Source organism: Hallella mizrahii (assembly GCF_009695775.1).
Classification (GTDB): domain Bacteria; phylum Bacteroidota; class Bacteroidia; order Bacteroidales; family Bacteroidaceae; genus Prevotella; species Prevotella mizrahii.
Map to the genome: position 1 here is coordinate 1 of NZ_VUNG01000007.1, position 18876 is coordinate 18876.

An 18876-nucleotide genomic window follows, 5' to 3' on the forward strand; every position below is an offset into this window, starting at 1 on the left:
AATCTTTACAGTCACATTCTTGCGGGAGTACCTGTCCTTTCTCAGAACCTCGATGCTATAAGCACCTGATCTGTGGCGTTTCTTGTGTACGAACATGATGCAAAGATAGCTTGCGCCACCCAAAAATTCAAATACAAAGTGTCACTTTATTGATTTTTAATGATTTACGGCCGTTAACGGCTATTAACGTGGAAAACAGGTGTTTTGTTCTTTCATTTTGCAAAAATACAATCCAATTATTACCGTGCCAACTTTTTACTCATCTTTTTTAGATTTTCCTTTCATCGCATTGAGATATGCGAGGGTTCTCGAAGCGAAGCGGAGAGGTTCATCGCGTCTCTCAATGCGAAAAAATCTATACTCCGCAGGGTATCAATGAGCACACCGGTCGGTTCACAGTTGCAAACATAGTAACTATTTTCCTTGAGTTATGGACCTCTCTAACCAATTATGAACATATCGGCCCACGGGAAATATCCAGTGCGCCATAAAAACATGTGGCACGGGAGTGGAATGATTACCATCACGGGGGTGAGGGCGAGGAGAACGATTACCGACAAGGGGGTAGGGGCGGGGATAAACCCCGCCCCTACTCCCACCTCTTCAAACGACGTTTAGGGTCGGAGACAATTCCCCGCAATTCAGTGTCAAGGGTGACAATGTAGGGGCGGGGTTCATCCCCGCCCTAACCCCGCAAAAGATATAAAAAACGGCGCACTGGATATTTTCCGTGGAATCATAGTGAGAGGAAATATAAATCTTTATACTGCCATTATCGCTTTGGCATTTTCAAACGGAAAAGAGAAAAGAAAATCATGGTCATGCTTATGCTCCCCAAGGAGCAATGGGTCTAAAGCTATGGGATAGTCTTGCGAGCAAGCTCGCCGCCTACCCCATAGCTTTAGCCCCACACCTTTGGTGTCAAGCCTGACCATGACGAAAATCGCTAACGCGTAAAATTGCCCCTTGGGCATAAAATCCTGCAGCCGAAAGATAGTCCATAGCGTCTTGAAAGTCTGCCCCATCACTTACACACCATAGCTCCATCGGGAGCTTAAACCTGCCTATTTTCCTTGAGTTATGGACCTCTCTAACCAATTATGAACATATCGGCCCACGGGAAATATCCAGTGTGCCATAAAAACATGTGGCACGGGGGGAGAATGATTACCGACAAGGGGGTTAGGGCGGGGATAAACCCCGCCCCTACGAACCCACCACTTCAAACGACGTTTAGGGTCGGAGACAATTCCCCGCAATTCTGTGTCAAGGGTGACAATGTAGGGGCGGGGTTTATCCCCGCCCTAACCCCGCAAAACATATGAGTGGACCGATATAGTCACCAATCTTAGAACTTGGGTGTCCCAATAACGAAAGCAGGAAAAACATCAATACCTGCGTCGGTATTAATGGGTTTTGTCGTATGGGCGGGGTTTATCCCCGCCCTCACGAACCCACGATGTAGCGACGATGGCATCCGCCCCTACACTAAAACCGGGTGTGTACCGCCACCTTTTTGCTCCGGTTGTTCACCGTCACGATATACACGCCTTGTACCAAAGGCTGAGTGACAAAAGTGTCGGACATAGCCCGTCCGCGTGTCACCGACATACCGGAAAGCGCACGGACAGTCACCAGATCACCGGCCATAACACCCTTGACTTGCAGACAACCGTCTACCACATGTACCGTCCACAACGCATCGGCCTCATCACCATGGAGCTTTGTGCCATCGGGCTGTACACCTCCGATCTGCAAGGTCAGGCGGTTGTCGGTGTAACCTTTGGCTGCCTGGAACTGATAACTGCCTGTGGTGAGGTCCGTGACGATACCCGTCTCATGATCCGTGAGCCATACCTGCTGTCCGTCGAAGGCGTCCGCGTCGGGCAGCGACACCGTGAGCACACCGTCCTTCGCGGCACGGTAGCCCATCGCCATCTCCACGCCCACCGGGGCGTTGCCTGCCAACGAGAGCGCCACACCACTGTTGTCCAGGAGATAGACCTGCGGCACGCTGTCGTTGAAGCTCTGCCATTTCACGCCGTCGGAACCGAGGTTGAAGGCGAGGGCTTTGCTGTCCTCAGAGGTCCTCACGACTACATCGTCGGTCACACCGTTCTCATCGGCAAGCGACACGAAAGGTTTGGCGGCAGGGCTCAGTGTCTTATTTAGCAACTGCGGCAGGGCGAAGGTCACCGTCTCGGTGTTCTTATCGCCAATGACTGCCGTCTGGGTGAAGAAGGCGGAACCGAAGTCGAGCGTGGAGCCATCATTCCAGCTCTGCTTGGTGGTAAAGTTATTGCCGTCGGCGGTAACGGTGTAGAACATGTGTGGCGCACTCATGTCGTAGCCCTTGCCGACAGCCCAGGAAGCGGTGTTGTATCCGCTGACGAGCCACGGCATACCCTTGAGGTTCCAACCCATGTTCTCCAACTTCGTGAAGTGAGCGGAGCCGTCGTTCAACACCTTATTATATTGTATCAGCGTCACGGTCTTCGCCGAGCCGTCCTCACTATAGACGTAATCGCCGTCGGTACTGCCGAAGCTGGTGAAGCGGATGTCGACAGCGTCGTTGAGTGGTGAGCCGAAGTTCAGCAGCCATCCGTCGCAGGCGTTCACCTGCGTGGATTTCATCGTCTCCCAGCATGGCGAGTCGGAGTTGTGGAAATCATAGTCCCAGGCAGAACGTTTCTCTCCGTCGTAGGTCTTACCTGGCGAGATCGGATACTTCGCCTCCGAGATATTACCATTACCGTCCGTCGTTGTTGTCAGCGCGTTGGCGTAGTCGTAGGGGAACGGCAACGACATCAGCGTATATTGCATACCCTTGGGGAACGAGCGCTCGGCAGCGACGTAGGCAGCATGGATGATGTTGCCGTTGCCATAGAGCGACGCCCCGGACTTCAGCAGCAGATAGCCCGGCATGAAGGCGTTCTCACCGGTGAAGATCTGCTGCGATGCATCCTCTGTACCTCCAAGCGACAGCGACGCGTTCTTGCCGATATACACCACCGAGCCCTCATGGGGATAGTGGTTGTTGTCGGCAGTGGCGTAGCGCGATTCACCGTCGGCGATGCTCCAAGTCTCGAAGCAGCCCATATCGACGGCACCGCCAAGGGTGCGTGGATTGCCGAGGAGGTCACGGTCGTTCGACAAATCGACATAGGCCTTGAACCTGTCAGGCAACGTGAAGTCCTTCGTGCATGCATTGATAGCCAGGCTGTTCTCGTGCAACTGATAATAATACGGTGCATGACCGGTGAGGAACGCAGGCAACGTATAGGTATTGCCCGTGTTCAGATACGGCGCGAAAGGATTACCCGTGACGGCGTAGCAGTTCGTATATGTCCCGCTGCCCGACTTGTTCTCCTCGTCAGCCGCCTTGTCAGCACTGTTGTAGTCTAGGCCGTTGATGACCGCCCCGGCATTGTCGACTGTCTTTTGCCCTGCAGCCTCAGCCACCACGGTGCAGTTGAGCATCGTAGCGTCCGTACCCACACTGACAATGGACTGATTGGCAGCGACGGTGTTGCCGTAGAGCAGTGCGTTGTAGAGCAGACCGTACTGGAGGTTGACCACGGGCGCTCCGGTACCGTTGTTCTCACTCACCGTATTGCCGTCGATGATCATATTGCGCAGCACGAGGTTGCCGATATCGTCTTTGATATTGATGACGGGATCCGTAATAGTCTTTGTATTGTCGCCACGCACCTCCACGCCATCGACGAGGGTGCCGAAATCATAACCCGTCTTCATCGCCATGGTGGAGATGGACGCCACGCGCGTGCGGTGCGTCGTCTTCGCAGCTAAACCCGGACGGGACGCCTTGACCTTCTGGATATAAGTATCTATCGCTTCATTCTCAAAGGTCCGCGCCCCATTATTAAGGAGCACGTTCCCGGTTTCCTTATCTTTCGTGCCTTCCGGTTCCTCGGTGTATCCCGCGGCGATACTGCCGTAGACGCTCACGCCGTTGCGCAGCGTGATGGCCTCCGGAGTGGCATTGTCGTTGTTGGCGCCTTTGACAAACACGTACGACTTTGCCCGTTTGGCATCCGTGGCATTCTTATTAAAATAGGTATATACCGCCGCGGCGTCGATGGCGCGCTGGATGGAGCCACTGCCATAGGCATTCTCCCACGACAGTCCCGTGGTCTTATTCGTATTGATCTTCACGGGGTCGACGAAAAGCACGCGCTGCATCGCCGACGAGCACTCGTAGGCGCCACGTTCCATACTGCCGTCATAGAGACGTACCTTGTTGGCAAGGTCCTTGGTGTAGGCAGTGTCGGCAAGCATCGTCAAGATATTCTTCTCATCAAGAGTTACTGACGCACCATCCTTACCCTTGATGGTCATCTTCGGCACCCAGCCGAGTACCTTTCGGGCATAGAGCAGGTAGTTGGCACGTGTCAGCGTGCGCACACCCGGATTGATATGGTAGTCACGCAGGCTGACATCCTTGCCGTCGCCGTTGACGAAGTTAGGACCCTCCATAGCGTTGTAGTTACGGTCGTCGAGACCCACGTTATGCCGATACGCGTCATTCTCTTCAACATTCTCAATGCCAGTGATGGCATTGTACTGTACCGAGTCGGTTGCAGCATTATAGGCGGTAAAGCCCTCGTACTGCGTCTTCATCTCATTGTTGCGGTCGTCCTGCCATATGATGGAGTTGTAAAGCGAGGACGTACCCGTAGCAGCGCCGCTAAGCTTAATATGTCCGCCGTTCATGGCGAAGGTGCAGTTGACGATACTCACGGCGTCGGTACTCTCCAACGGATTGCCCGAACCGGAGTGGAACACGCTGTTGTAGATGAGCGTGCGGCCGCCACCCTGCTCCACACGCACGGCAGGCACCGTCGTGGCTCCTTTGGCACCGTTCTGCTGGAAGATACAGTTTTTGATGGTCAACTTCGGTACGTCGGTGGCGTCGAGGTGATCTGTTGACTTCGTGCCCGTGTTACCCGGACCGGTTTCTATGGTCTTGAACTGCTCCTTATAGTAGATAGCCGCGCCACCGATGGTCCCCGTGCTTTCCGTATGTTTGGCATCCGCATAGTTGTTGACGAAGGTCAGACCGTCGAAGGTGATCGGCATCACCTTGCCGGTGGATCTGGAGGATTTAGTGATACCCCCCTGAGTAACATCTGTAACGTCTATCGTCTCTCCCGTTGTGCTACCTCGGTTTCCCTGCGTCTCCCACTGTTCGGCATCGGAGATAAGGAAGAGGTGCGCCATGTTGTCTGCTGTCGATGTCGACTTGTTCGCCATCTCCAAGATGGTGGGGTACTGTTCGATGTCGCGTGCCCCGACGATCTCCTTACTGTATCCGCCCTCGATGGTCAGACTCTTCGCCTGATAGTCATATCCAGACTTAATCGTCTTCTTCAGTGCCACCATCCCGTCGTTGGCGCCGGTGTGGATCTGGAAACCGTTGTTGCTCTCGTCGAGGGTGTAGGTCGGCGAGTAGGTTCCTCCCATGATCTTCACCACCTTCGGCTTGTCGTTACGGCTCAGAAGCAAGGTCTCGATAGCACGCTGCAGGTCGCTGGTCGGGGTGTACCAGGAACGTCCGTCGGCGGTTTTCGCACCCGTGCGCTCCTCGTCCGACACCCACATCACGTCGATGCTGTCGCCGTCGGCGACGGTGAGCTGAGAGTGCTGGTACTCGTACACGCCGATGTCGATATAGTCCTTGGTGGTGTTACCCAACGGGTCGGCGGAGATGCGATTCATATTCTCCTTGGTGTTCTCCTCGTTCTTGTCGTCGGCGTAGTTCATGTACTTATCCTTGCCCAACGGCAGGAGGGTGAGCTTGAAGCTGTTCTTATAGTAGGTAGAGAGCAACGGATAGATGCCATGCGCCTTATACTCGCCATTAGTATCCGTCTGATAGTTTCCTTTCTCATCCTGGTCTATCTCTCCCCATCCGGCATCGGTGAGCAGGTTGACGCGCGAGATAAGCCAGTTGGCACTCTGCATATAGCCGTCGACACCTGCCTTCGACGACGGCAGGATGAAGTTAGGACCGTCCACAGCTTCGTTGTTGTCGCTGATGATGACATTGTTGTTGTTGTTGCCTAAGAAAGAGAAGAGATTGCTCAAATTTTTATAGGCGACATCCGTGCCTCTCAAATCTTCTGTCGATGTCTTCACCGTTTGTCCGTGTCCATCCTGGTAGGCACAGAAGAACAGCGCCTCGGCCTGGTCGCTGCCGAAGTTGGCAAGCCGTTTGTCGCCGTCTGCATCGACCTCGTTGCCCCAGAAGATACTGTTGACGGCGATGTGCATCTTATTCGACGAAGAGTTTGGCATCGTGTTGTAGATAGACGGGAAGCTGTGTGCCTTGTTGCGCACGGAGTTGCAGTTGAGGATGGCGATCGACGAGTTGTCGCCTGCCCACAGCACGCCGCCATAGCCCAGCGCATCGTTGTTCTTCGTACCGCTTCCATCCGTATGCTCCGTTAACGTTCCCGTACCTTTCTTTGCTTCGTTGTTGGCAAAGATACTGTTTACGATCGTCACCTCATCATTCGTAGCGATGGCACCGCCACCCGACCAGGCGACATTAGCACAGTCTTCGGTATCGGTTTTGTCAGGACTCTTCGAATAGTTCTGCACGAAGGCACAGCCTACGACGTCGAGCTGTCCGTTGGTGTAGATGGCGCCGCCGAGACGCGCGCTGTTGTTCTGGAACAGCGTGTTCGACACCACCATCGGGATGCTGCGCATCGGTGTCTCCATGCCGGAAGTGGCATCCACTTCCTTATCCGCAATCGTCGTACCGTCGATGAAGATGCCGCCGCCGCGGTAATACCACTGTTTGTTCTGTACCGTCGTCTGATAGCCCATGGCGGACCCGTCACGGATGGTGAGGCCGTCGAGGATGATCGTCCGGTTCAGACGGGATTCCAACGACTCACCCTTGGCATCCGTCGTCGGGGTCGTCAGATTGGGATCACTGAAATATTCCGGCAGCTGCCCCACCGACTTCTCGTCCGCATTGCAGTTGATGACATGATAGACGTTTTTCACCTGCAGGTCACTGCCCACGGAGAGTCCGGAGAGGATGGTCTGACTCTTCATCTCCCACGGCTCGACGACGGAGTTCTTGTTGATGTCATACCGCACGCGACTGTTACGAATCTCGTCGGTAGTACTGCCATAGAGGGTGACCGTGACGTCTTTGGCAGTAATTGTTTTCGTCCCCGATGTCTCCTGACAGTACATGTGCTTCGGATCGCTCACGTCGATACCTCCGATGACGGTCACGCCCTCGGGAATATTAAACGTATTGGAGCGCACGTCACCCTGCTCACCGTACATATTTGTATATGGATAGTAGGTGCCGCCCGCCACGAAGACCTCGAAGCGGTGATTGCGCGCCTTACTGGCGTCGATATCGGTGCGCTTTCTCACATTCATGATATAGTCGAAGGCGTCGCCGAGGCGCTGGAAGGGGTTGGCGAAGGAGGAGCCCACCTGCTTGTATATCTCATCTTTACTCTCCAAGAGCGCGTTGGCATTGCTATTGGAGACGTTCGTAGGATGGACGACGAAGAGACGGTAGAAGACCTTGGCGGCTTGAATCTTGAAGGCGTAATTGATGGCACGGGCGCCGATATCCGTCGTGACATTATCCTTCTCGACAAGTGCCGTACCATCATAAGCAGATTTCACCGCGTCGTTGGCTGTCTGTGCCATACGCTTCACGCCGCTGATGTCGACGGAGTCGATACCTGGGAAGAAGCGAATCATATTGCGCATAGTCGTATAAGGTAGGGCGGCACGGGTCAGCACCGACGACTTCTGTAAGGCGTAGTACTGATACTGTCGGGTATCGGTCTTCAGCTTACTGTCCGCCTGCCAGCGCACGCCCTCGTCGGACTGACTGTTGACACTGATATTGTTCACACCTGCCTCACGGACATTCGTCACGGCGGTGTAGTTGACGGGGAAGTTCCACACGTCCTGCGAGGCATCGACATTGACGACGCCGGCGATATCGCTCTGGTCGTTGCTTATGTTCTGCCATACCACGTTACCGATGGAGCGTAGGTTGGTGTTGAAGAAGATGCCGCCGCCGTTCACGGTGGCGTTGTTGTACACAATCGTGTTATAAGCCAGAATGGCCCAGGTGGCAAGTCCGACTTTGTCGGGCTCGTCGATGGCGATGCCTGCCCCATACGCCGCCTTGTTGTCCTGGAGGATACATCCCGAGACGATGCCCGACGGCTCCACATACAGTCCACCGCCATAGCCGGAGGCACTGTTATTCTGTATCACACAGTTGGAGATATCGGCGAAGCCCGTGACGACGGCGGCACCACCGCGCTGGTTCTCCGGCAGCACACCGTCGGCCTGCCCTTTCTCGATGTAGCAACCGTTGATAAGGGAGCGCGAGAAGAGGTTGTTGACCGGCGTATTCTCCCAGGTGGCCTTGTAGGTAGTAAACTTGTCACTGAGGAGTTCGTATATAGGCAGGCCGTCGGCATCCTTTTTTTTGCTGATACGGTTTCCATTCTCATCGAAGACATAGTCGGTGAAGGTCACCACATGATAGGCGGTCGAGGTACCATCACCGTAGTTGAATGTACCCTTGAGGAGTGTCTTGTTGTTCAACGGGTCGCGCTTCGTGAAGTCGTCGTTCCAGCCGCCCTGCACCTCCACGCCGTGTGGTATCTGGATACTGAACTGTCGAGGATTGATATCCACGTTCGTGTTATAATCGGTGGTGCGCGACGGGGCATAGCCACCATCTTGCACTTGAGCAAGCTTCACCACAACATGATGCGTTGGGTTGGCGTACTTATACCGTCCGGCGGCGTCGAGCACCTGCTGCAGCTTGCTGTTACAGGCGGCATTTTTTGCCGAACTGGCATCGGCGACACCATCACCGTTCTGAGAGACGTAGAAGGTGGCGACTTGAAATTCGGTATCGGTACCCTTCATATCGCTCACCTTTGAGTACACCCTGTGTTTCTCCGTTCCCATCTCTGGCGAAATCTTGCTGGCACCATTATACTCATAGGCTCCCTTGTCGATACGACAGTCCTGAATGCGGTCGGCACCGGCAATGTCCTCGGTGATGCCGTAGGTTGTCTTCAGCGTCCCGTCATCCTCACCCATGTTGATACAATACTTTGCAAGGTCGGAGCCAGAATTGATACTATAGGGGTTGTCGGTCTCAATATACCCTAACTTGCTGGTCGCAGAATTGTCAGGATAGCCACTATATTGGCTTTCGTTGAACAAATCTTGCGCCTTGCATAAGGTATAATAATTATTAATCGACTCTACAGTATAATCATCTACAGAAGTAAGATTGTTCGTATTATAGACGCGAGTAGGATCACTCACAGTCTTATTATCACCAGAACCTTGAACGCCCTCATTTGCATAATAGGCTCGAGGCACAGAATGATAACAGTTGAACATATAACCACTCACACCAAGGGCACTTTTCCACCATCCTCGACAAATGGTATTATAGTTTTCACCGGTGCCGCCATAGCCGAAATTACTCCAAAAAATAGTATTATAAAATCTTGAGGCATTGGGCACCCAATTACCGGAGGCTCTTGTGGCATTATCCCAAACAGGAGAGATGGCATCTGTATCATAACCTTGATTATAGGCGATGGTACAATCGTAAATATCTGATTTTGTGCCGATGTAAAGAGCAGAGCCCAAGATATTAGTCCCTGGATGGTCCTTGTCACTATGGTTTTCTACTATCAACGAATTGATAAGCGTTGCACCAGTCATATAGATACCTGCCCCACTTCCTTTTTTATTACATCTAACCATGTTGTTGCGGATGATACTATTCTCAACTATGCAGCCTTTCATATACAATCCACCGCCACCATGATCATAGTCCATCGCATAAACATAGTTTTTCCTAATGAGGCAGTTTTTCATTTTTATCCCACTACCATCCAAATAGGCTCCACCTCCAAGGCCATTGGTTGTTAGTGAGCCGTTCTGTATCGTCAGTCCTTCCCACATGGTAGCCGTTGTGATACCAGAGCCATATACCACCCGCTTATTTCCGCCACCATCCAATATCGTCTGGTACTCGCTCTTGAGGTTGGAGATATCGCGTTCTCCCTCACGCATTCCCGGGTTGCCATAGGCTTTGAAGCCGCCATAGACGTTCACGCCATTGACCATATTGACGGTACCCGACTCTTTATACGTACCTGCTGCAATCCAGATATTCTTAACGTTATTTGCTTTGGCTTGAGTCAGGGCTTTTGACAAGGTTTCGAACGCTGTAGCCCACGACAATCCGTCATGGTCAGGGTTATCGTCGTCGCCGCCCGTGTCCGGAGTCCTCACAAAATACGTGGTGCCGTTCTCAGGCTGTGTGGTGTTCTCGATGGCGCCGACATCCGGCTTGCCGCCGTAGTTGCGGTGGTTAAGGACGAAGTCGGTCTCGGTCGTGACATCCTCGCCCTCTGTCACGGAAGCAGCGTTGACCATCGGGTTCATATTCATCGGGGTGTAATCGATGGTACCGCCATAGAGTGTCGGGTCGTCGGCATTGCGCTGTACGAAGATGGTGCGCACGGGGTTGACAAATCGCGGATAGGTATGGTCGTTACTGCGGTCGTTGCCGAAGGTAGGCTTGAAGTCATCCTTGCTCGCATCACCTATGCCTTTCGTATTGTATAACAAGTCTATCTGGTTGTTGCTGCCCGTGGGCGCGTTGCCGTTAGTGCCGTTGTAATATAACGCCGCGAGGTTGGTGCCATCAGTTTTTAACTGCGTACGGTCGGTGAGCGAGTCGGTGGCATTGGAGTAGATGGCGGAGTTGGTCACGGTAATAGTGGGCGAAACATTGCCGTTGTGTCTCATGGCAGAGAACACCGTACCGACATTGTTCACCACGGTGCAGTGGTTCATCGTGATCGTGGCTTTGCCCACAGCCTCGATGATTCCCGCCGACGCGCGCCACTGGTTCACGGTATTTTCCGGCTTGTTACGTACGCCATTGTTATGGATGATACAGTTCTCCATCGTCAGCTCAGCCTTCTGCAACGTCGACGTGTTGTCGGTGCGATAGTTATCTCCACTGACGAAGACGGCGGCGCCACCCATCGGTGCCCAACAGTTGGAGATGACGCAGTTGCGCACGACATTCCCCGTCATGTCTTTACGGTCGGAACGAGAACGGGCACCGATGAAAATACCCGCCCCATAGCCGTACGCCTGACGGTAGCTGTAGGAACCCTCCGGGTCTTTGTTGTCGTAATTGGGATCGTCCGGCTTCTCGGCATTGCCGTAAGAGATATAGAATCCGTCGAGGACAGCATTCTGCACATTCGGGAAGATGACACAGTGCACACTGTTATACTTATACTCGCCGACGATGTTTCCGTTGATACGTGTGACGTTCTCCTTCGGGTTGCGAAGACTTACATCGGTGCTTTTCAGAGATGACGAATAACCCCCGTACATCAACATATTGTCCAGCAGGTGGAGGGCGGCACTTTCAAGGTCGGCCTCTCCGGTTATCGTGTCATAGAGATAGGAGCTCGAACCGGCCGTGGTGATAGTACCCTGCTTGACGAGGATCTGAGTCTTCGAGGTATTAGGGTATTGTTTGATATATTCCTCCATGTGCTTGACAGCCTCACTCACATTGTTCAAAGGCGTGTCCCAACTTATCCCGTTGTTTATTTCATCCTTATCTTTTACGACACGGTTCGGGTCAACGAAGAGGGTCGGGATTTCTGTATTTGGATCTTTCCCGTCCACCGCAGGCAGATAGGCGACTTTATACTGCTCATCCATAATGGTGAACGCACCGAGTGCCGATATGGGGTTGAAGACATTGCGGACGAAGTCTTTGGCCGAATGACTCTTGGTGATGATATCACCGAAGTTGTTGAGCTGTGACACCTGCACGCCTTTCTCCTGGAGATAACTCATTGGATTTGGCATCCAGTCCATAGGTGTCGCGGTAGCACCATTGGCTCCCGCCGTCGTTGACGGTGACGTAAAGATAGGATAGTTGCCCGCCGTTCCAGAGGTGAAATTCTCCTTACTGATCTGGAAGACATTACTGCGCAACGTATTACCCCAGTCGGTGATATCGAAGTTGCTGAACGCCATATAGCTTAAGCGCGGACGCTGGGCGGTGGCATTCGCATAGAGGTCGGTAGTGGCATAGTAGCCGTACTGGATGTTGTCGTTGGCGGCACAGGTGTTACCCCATACCACACTGTTGAAAGCCGAGCCGGCGCCATAGATGAACAGACCGCCGGTACGGCCGTAGCGCACGCCGCCGATGGTGATGTCGGTACCCGTGCACTCATTGTTGGCGATGGTGCAGTGGTTCAGTACGCCACCTCGATATAATACCACGCCGGCACCCTCCGTATTGGCGTTGTTGTTACTGAAGACGCACACCGAGGCGTAGGGGTCGAAGTCATCCTTCGTGTATTTGGTGGAGTAAGGGTGCTTCTCTGGGGTGTAGACGACCATCAGTCCTCCACCGGTACGTGCCATATTGTTCGTGACGTTACAATGGCGCATCGCGCCGTTGTTCTCCATGCACACACCGCCGCCGTAGCCGTCGATGACGCCGATGCCGAGGGTCTGGCACTGGTAGATGTTACAGTCTTTCACCGTTCCGCCGCGGTCCATATACACACCGCCGCCGCGCCGTGATGCCGAGCAACGGCGGATGACGCAGTTGCGTACCGTGGCATGCTGCACCATATACACACCCCCACCGAAGGCGTTCAGGTCGCGGTCGGCCGTGGAGCGTCCCGAGGCGTTACCGTCCTGGATGATACAGCCGTCGAGACTGGCACCATAGACGAGGGAGTCGGCATAGAGAGTCTCCTTACCCTCGGCGTCCTTGACGTAGCCGTTGGTGGCAAACCACACCACATGGTACGAGTTGCCGGGGAAGCGGGTGTCGTACTGCTTCTTGTTGTCGTTCCATTTGAAGGTCCCCATCACGGTGTTGTGGTTGCCGGAGAAGATGGTGGCGTTCTTGAAGTCGTAGCGCATGATGGTAGCGCCAGCCGTCTTTTCCTTCTTCACCAAGTCGCCCATGGTGATGGTCTGTTCATCCGCCGTACTCGTACTCTGCTTGTCATTGGCTAAGCCCGAATGACCGTCGCGCCAGGCGGGCGCAGTGGAGAGGACACGCAGGTCAGGCGTGGCCTCCGGACTGTCAGCATTGAATCCTCCATAGACATGGATGCCGTCGTAAATCTTGAACGAGGTCGACAGTACCGATGAGCCGTCACCGGTACTCTCCGACGGGGTGTAGGTGCCAGCGGCAACGTACACGCTGCCGGAGTGCACGTTTTGCGTCTGCATGTAGTTGTACAGGTCGTTGATGGCGTCCTGCACGTTGTCCTTGGCAGTGTCCCATGTCTTGCCGTCGTTGGCGTATTTACCCGTCCTGGCATTGACATATCGGATGGTGTCGCGCTGGGCAGAAGCCGAGAGAGCCGACATCAAGAGTATAAGTATATATAATAGTCTGTTGCGCATAGTCGTTGTTTTTGTTGTTGTCCGTCGGGGCGGGGTTCCGGTGCGTCCGTAGGGGCGGCGGTTTATCCCCGCCCTAACCCCGTTCGTAAGGGCGGCGGTTTATCCCCGCCCTAACCCCCTTGGCGGTAATCATTCATCCCCCACGCCACATATTTTGATATGTTTTGCGGGGTTAGGGCGGGGATAAACCCCGCCCCTACGGTGTCACCATCAATACCGCCGTGCGGTGGTCCGTCGGGACGGTGTCACCATCAATACCAGTGATCAAGGGTGGCACCCGGTGCGTTCGTAGGGGCGGGGTTTATCCCCGCCCTAACCCCCTTGGCGGTAATCCTTTCCCCCCCGTGCCACATATTTTGATATGTTTTGCGGGGTTAGGGCGGGGATAAACCCCGCCCCTACGGTGTCACCATCAATACCACCGTGCGGTGGATTCGTCGGGACGGTGTTACCATCAATACCCGTGAGCAAGGGTGGCACCCGGTGCGTTCGTAGGGGCGGGGTTCATCCCCGCCCTAACCCCCTTGACGGTAATCATTTCATCCCCCCGTGCCACATATTTTAATATGTTTTGCGGGGTTAGGGCGGGGATAAACCCCGCCCCTACGGTGTCACCATCAATACCGCCGTGCGGTGGGTCCGTCGGAACGGTGGCACCATCAATACCCGTGATCAAGGGTGCCGTCCGGTGCGTTCGTAGGGACGGCGGTTTATCCCCGCCCTAACCCCCTTGACGGTAATCCTTTCCCCCCTGCCACATATTTTAATATGTTTTGCGGGGTTAGGGCGGGGATAAACCCCACCCCTACGGCGTCACCATCAATACCGCCGTGCGGTGGGTTCGTCGGGACGGCGTCACCATCAATACCGACGGGCGGTGGGTCCGTCGGGACGGTGTCACCATCAATACCCGTGAGCAAGGATGGCACCCAATGCGTCACCGTGCCTTCACCGGCGGGGGCGTACCCAACTCCATATCGCGGACGGTCTTCATGATCTCGTCAGGATCCTTACAATCCGGGTTGAGATGATCGGCGGTCCAACGGATGGGATTCTCATCCACATATCGCAGGATATACTCAAAGGCACGCTCGTTACGGATGACATGGTCGTAGTAGCTCCGCTGCCACAACCTATCATGATACCGGGGCCATCCCTGTTCCTTCACACCGACACCGTAGCGGTAGGTGGTGAACCCTTTGAACCATTCTATCATTCCCGGCACTGAGACCCGTTCGTCATACTTGCCAAGGACAAGATGGATATGGTTGGGCATGATAACCTGCTGGAGCATCTCCACATCAGGATAGCGGTCAAGGAGGACACTTAAGGTGTCGCGTACCATCTCCCCTGCCGGTGAGAGGTTGACATGATCATCTTCGACCCTACCGAAGAGGTTCAGACGGTCGTGGACCACGAGGGTGATAAAATAATCCGCCGCCGTGGTGTAGTCGAAACCCGTCCACCGCATTGTTTTCCGATTGTGGAATGGGTGCGGCGCATGTGGGTCATAGGGTGTACCATCCTTGCGTGCCATATCGTGTGTTTTTTATTCGTTTTCCGTCAGGGCGGGGTTTCCGGTGGGTCCGTCGGTCAATACCGCCGTCCGGTGCGTCCGTAGGGGCGGGGTTCATCCCCGCCCTAACCCCCTTGGCGGTAATTATTCCGTCCCCCTTGACGGTAATCATTTCATTTCCCCCCTGCCGCATATTTTAATATGTTTTGCGGGGTGAGGGCGGGGATAAACCCCGCCCCTACGGTGTCACCATCAATACCGCCGTCCGGTGGGTTTGTCGGGACGGTGTCACCATCAATACCGCCGTGCGGTGGGTTTGTCAGGACGGTGTCACCATCAATACCGCCGTCCGGTGGGTTTGTCGGGACGTGTCACCATCAATCCCCGTGATCAAGGGTGGCACCCGGTGCGTTCGTAGGGGCGGCGGTTTATCCCCGCCCTAACCCACTTGACGGTAATTATTTCATTCCCCCGTGCCGCATATTATATATGTTTTGCGGGGCGAGGGCGGGGATAAACCCCGCCCCTACCATTTGGTCACCTTCACCGTACCGTATATCCAGGGGACGAAAATAGCGGAAGAAGTCGACGGTTCCGCCTTGGCGGTGGTTGATCTGTCTTTGTTTTCCTCGCTACTCAAACTGTTCGTGAGGGTCATGGGAAACTGGTATTTGCCATCCGTCTGCACCGGAATGACATACGTGGCCTTGCGACCGTACCACTGGTTGCCTGCGTCGAGGGTGAACGTCTCATCGTAGGTCGATGACGACTCCGTGTTCTCCAACGGCTTGAAGAGTTTGCCTCCTCTGCTGAGTCCCGTGAGTGTTATCTTACTGAGTTTTACCTTGTCTTGCACCTTCGCATCAACATTCCACTGCACGTCGAGTTTAGAGGCGACATGGTAGAGCACCATATTGATATATGGACTGTTACTTTTGTAATCGTTGACAATTCCGTAGTAGCCGTTGGAATTGTTGAGGTTATAAGGCGAGGAATAGAGATTCTTCAGTGCCTCACTTTTGTCTTTGACATCATCACCGAGGGTGAAAGTGGCATCTTCAACGCCCGTACCTGTATAGGTTACTGCTATCGGCACCGTGGACATGGCGGCATAGACGACACCCTCGCTACGGTTCTCGGGAATGATGATGCGTATCTGGTCGGTGTAAGTGTATATGGAGTCCTTATTGTCGGTGGTGATTGTCTTCGTCCATTTGTCGGCTTTTAGAGTATAGCCGCTCTGCAGGTTCATGCCTTCCGGTGTTAGGACCACCTTATCAGTCCCGTTTATCGACGTGTTTATCAAATAGATATATAAGTATTTGGGCAGTTCGAATTTCTCATACGTCCCCGGGTCACCCTCGGCACGCGTAGCCTTGGCACCCGCCGAACCGGTAGTGAGTTCAGCATTGTTGGCGGGAATGGCGAGTACAATGGGCATGCGCACGACATGGTCGTCTTCCACCGACGGATCGGTAGAGGAGCAGGCAGTGAGCGTTCCGATCCCCAGAACGAGGAATGCCATCCGATGTATTATGTTTTTTATTGTCATCATTGTTATGAACGTCGGGGCGGGGTTCCGGTGGGTTCGTCGGGGCGGGGTTTATCCCCGCCCTAACCCCCTTGACGGTAATCATTCCATCCCCCTTGGCGGTAATCATTTCCTTTCCCCCTGTGCCACGTATTATATATGTTTTGCGGGGCGAGGGCGGGGGATAAACCCCGCCCCTACGGTGTCACCATCAATACCGCCGTCCGGTGGGTTCGTCGGGACGGTGTTACCATCAATACCCGTGATCAAGGGTGGCGTCCGGTGGGTTCGTAGGGGCGGGGTTCATCCCCGCCCTAACCCCCTTGACGGTAATCCTTTCCCCCTGCCACATATTTTGATATGTTTTGCGGGGTTAGGGCGGGGATAAACCCCGCCCCTACGGCGTCACCATCAATACCGCCGTCCGGTGGGTTCGTCGGGGCGGCGTCACCATCAATACCGCCGTCCTAACCCCCGTGGGTCATATCTCCGGATTATACTCTCCGCCTTTTTTCCAATCCAATGTCACGCTGGCGCCGACGTTGCTGTCGGAGGTGCTGACACCACCGTCGTCATTGACGTGGATGCGGATGACACGGATGTCGCCGGCCTTCAACGGCTCGGTCATATACAACACGGAGCGCGTGGTGGTGCCGTCGGGCAGGTCGCTAAGGATGACGACACGCCACACGGCACCTTTTGCAGCGGCGACATCGGGGTCGATGGTGCCGGGAGCCTCCATCCGTGAGGGGAAGGCGATGCCACAGTAGGCCACAGAGTCCGTACCCGTGACATCGACGGCATCGGTGCGTACCAGACTGTTATGCTCCCAGTGCCACGTGCTGTCGTTAGGAGTGAAACTCGTGGCCAGGTCGGCGAGGAAGACGCGCGTCCGCACGACATTGGGGTTCTTCTTCATCACAACGGCCACAGCGGCATCTGCGGGATAGAGGTTGATCTCCCAACTCTGGTTGGTGTTGTTCGTGACGGACATGTCAAGTGTTCCCGCGAGGGCCGCATGGTTATGGCTGTCCACGGTGTCGTTGAGGAACTGCGTCAGGCGGGTTGTCTCGGCAGAAGTATTATCATTGATGAAGATGGAGGGATCCTCCTGACCGATGATGGCGATATGCCGGTAGTCGGCAGCTGGGATGGCGAGAGAGAAGGCCGTGCGCAGTCCCTCTGTCTCCCGGTCGTAATGGACAGGGTCACTGCCATCGGTGGGAAAGAAGCTCAGGTGCACTGCCGACGCCGTCGGCTGCAGGATGGGATCTAGATAGCTGTTGAGCGTTGCCAAGGTCTGCGACCCCGTACTCATCTGCAGCTGTTCACTGAGCTGCAGGTTGATATTGCTGACCACCTTCAGCTGATAGTTGAGTGAGAACGAGGTCTCGCAGTCTGAACGGTCGTCATCAATAAACGTGCAGCTCTGCAGTGTGAACAAGAACAGAAGTGCCGTGGCCAATGCCTTGAAAAAACGTATCATTGGTAATATTTTTTAACGTAGGGACGGGGGTCATCCCCGCCCTAACCCCCTTGACGGTAATCCAAACACCCCGTGGCGGTAATCCAATTTTCCACCCCCGCGCCACATATTTGATATGTTTTGCGGGGTGAGGGCGGTAATCATTTCCCCCCGTGCCGCATATTTTTAATATGTTTTGCGGGGTGAGGGCGGGGATAAACCCCGCCCCTACGGTGGATGGCATCAATACCGGCAGCGGGGAGGGTACGTAGGGACGGGGTCCATCCCCGCCCTAACCCCCTTGACGGTAATCCAAGCGCCCCGTGGTGATAATCCAATTTCCCACCCCCGCGCCACATATTTAATATGTTTTGCGGGGTTAGGGCAGTAATCATTTTCCCCCCGTGCCGCATATTTTTAATATGTTTTGCGGGGTTAGGGCGGGGATAAACCCCGCCCCTACGGCGGATGGCATCAATACCGGCAGCGGGGAGGGTACGTAGGGGCGGGGTTCATCCCCGCCCTAACCCCCTTGACGGTAATCCAAACACCCCGTGGTGATAATCCAATTTTCCACCCCCGCGCCACATATTTAAATGTTTTGCGGGGTTAGGGCGGGGATAAACCCCGCCCCTACGGTGTCACCATCAATACCACCGTCCGGTGGGTTCGTAGGGGCGGGGTTCATCCCCGCCCTAACCCCCTTGGCGGTAATCCAAACACCCCGTGGTGATAATCCTATTTTCCACCCCCGTGCCACATATTTAATATGTTTTGCGGGGTGAGGGCGGGGATCCAAACACCCTGTGGTGGTAATCCAATTTTCCACCCCCGTGCCAC

General features: G+C 54.5%; 4 protein-coding genes. All 4 read right to left on the bottom strand.

Annotated elements, in window-relative coordinates:
• Positions 1-1488: 1488 nt before the first annotated feature.
• A complete protein-coding gene (locus FYJ73_RS04555) occupies positions 1489-13524 on the bottom strand; it encodes a right-handed parallel beta-helix repeat-containing protein (protein ID WP_154533530.1) in 12036 nt (4011 codons plus the stop codon).
• Between the two features lie 937 nt (positions 13525-14461).
• The gene (locus tag FYJ73_RS04560) at positions 14462-15061 is read right to left on the bottom strand and encodes a transposase (RefSeq protein WP_154533531.1); all 600 of its coding nucleotides are present in this window, start codon (positions 15059-15061) and stop codon (positions 14462-14464) included.
• A gap of 505 nt (positions 15062-15566) precedes the next feature.
• Positions 15567-16565, bottom strand: a complete 999-nt coding sequence (locus FYJ73_RS04565) for a hypothetical protein (protein WP_154533532.1) — start codon at positions 16563-16565, stop codon at positions 15567-15569.
• 487 nt (positions 16566-17052) lie between these two features.
• Positions 17053-18057 (bottom strand): hypothetical protein, encoded by a 1005-nt coding sequence (locus FYJ73_RS04570; RefSeq protein WP_154533533.1) that lies wholly within the window; start codon positions 18055-18057, stop codon positions 17053-17055.
• Positions 18058-18876: the final 819 nt, after the last annotated feature.

What these genes read in the sequence shown, in the direction of transcription:
- FYJ73_RS04555 (WP_154533530.1), bottom strand. Translation starts at nt 13,524, where the DNA reads ATGCGCAACAGACTATTATATATACTTATACTCTTGATGTCGGCTCTC.
- FYJ73_RS04565 (WP_154533532.1), bottom strand. Translation starts at nt 16,565, where the DNA reads ATGGCATTCCTCGTTCTGGGGATCGGAACGCTCACTGCCTGCTCCTCT.
- FYJ73_RS04570 (WP_154533533.1), bottom strand. Translation starts at nt 18,057, where the DNA reads ATGATACGTTTTTTCAAGGCATTGGCCACGGCACTTCTGTTCTTGTTC.
- FYJ73_RS04560 (WP_154533531.1), bottom strand. Translation starts at nt 15,061, where the DNA reads ATGGCACGCAAGGATGGTACACCCTATGACCCACATGCGCCGCACCCA.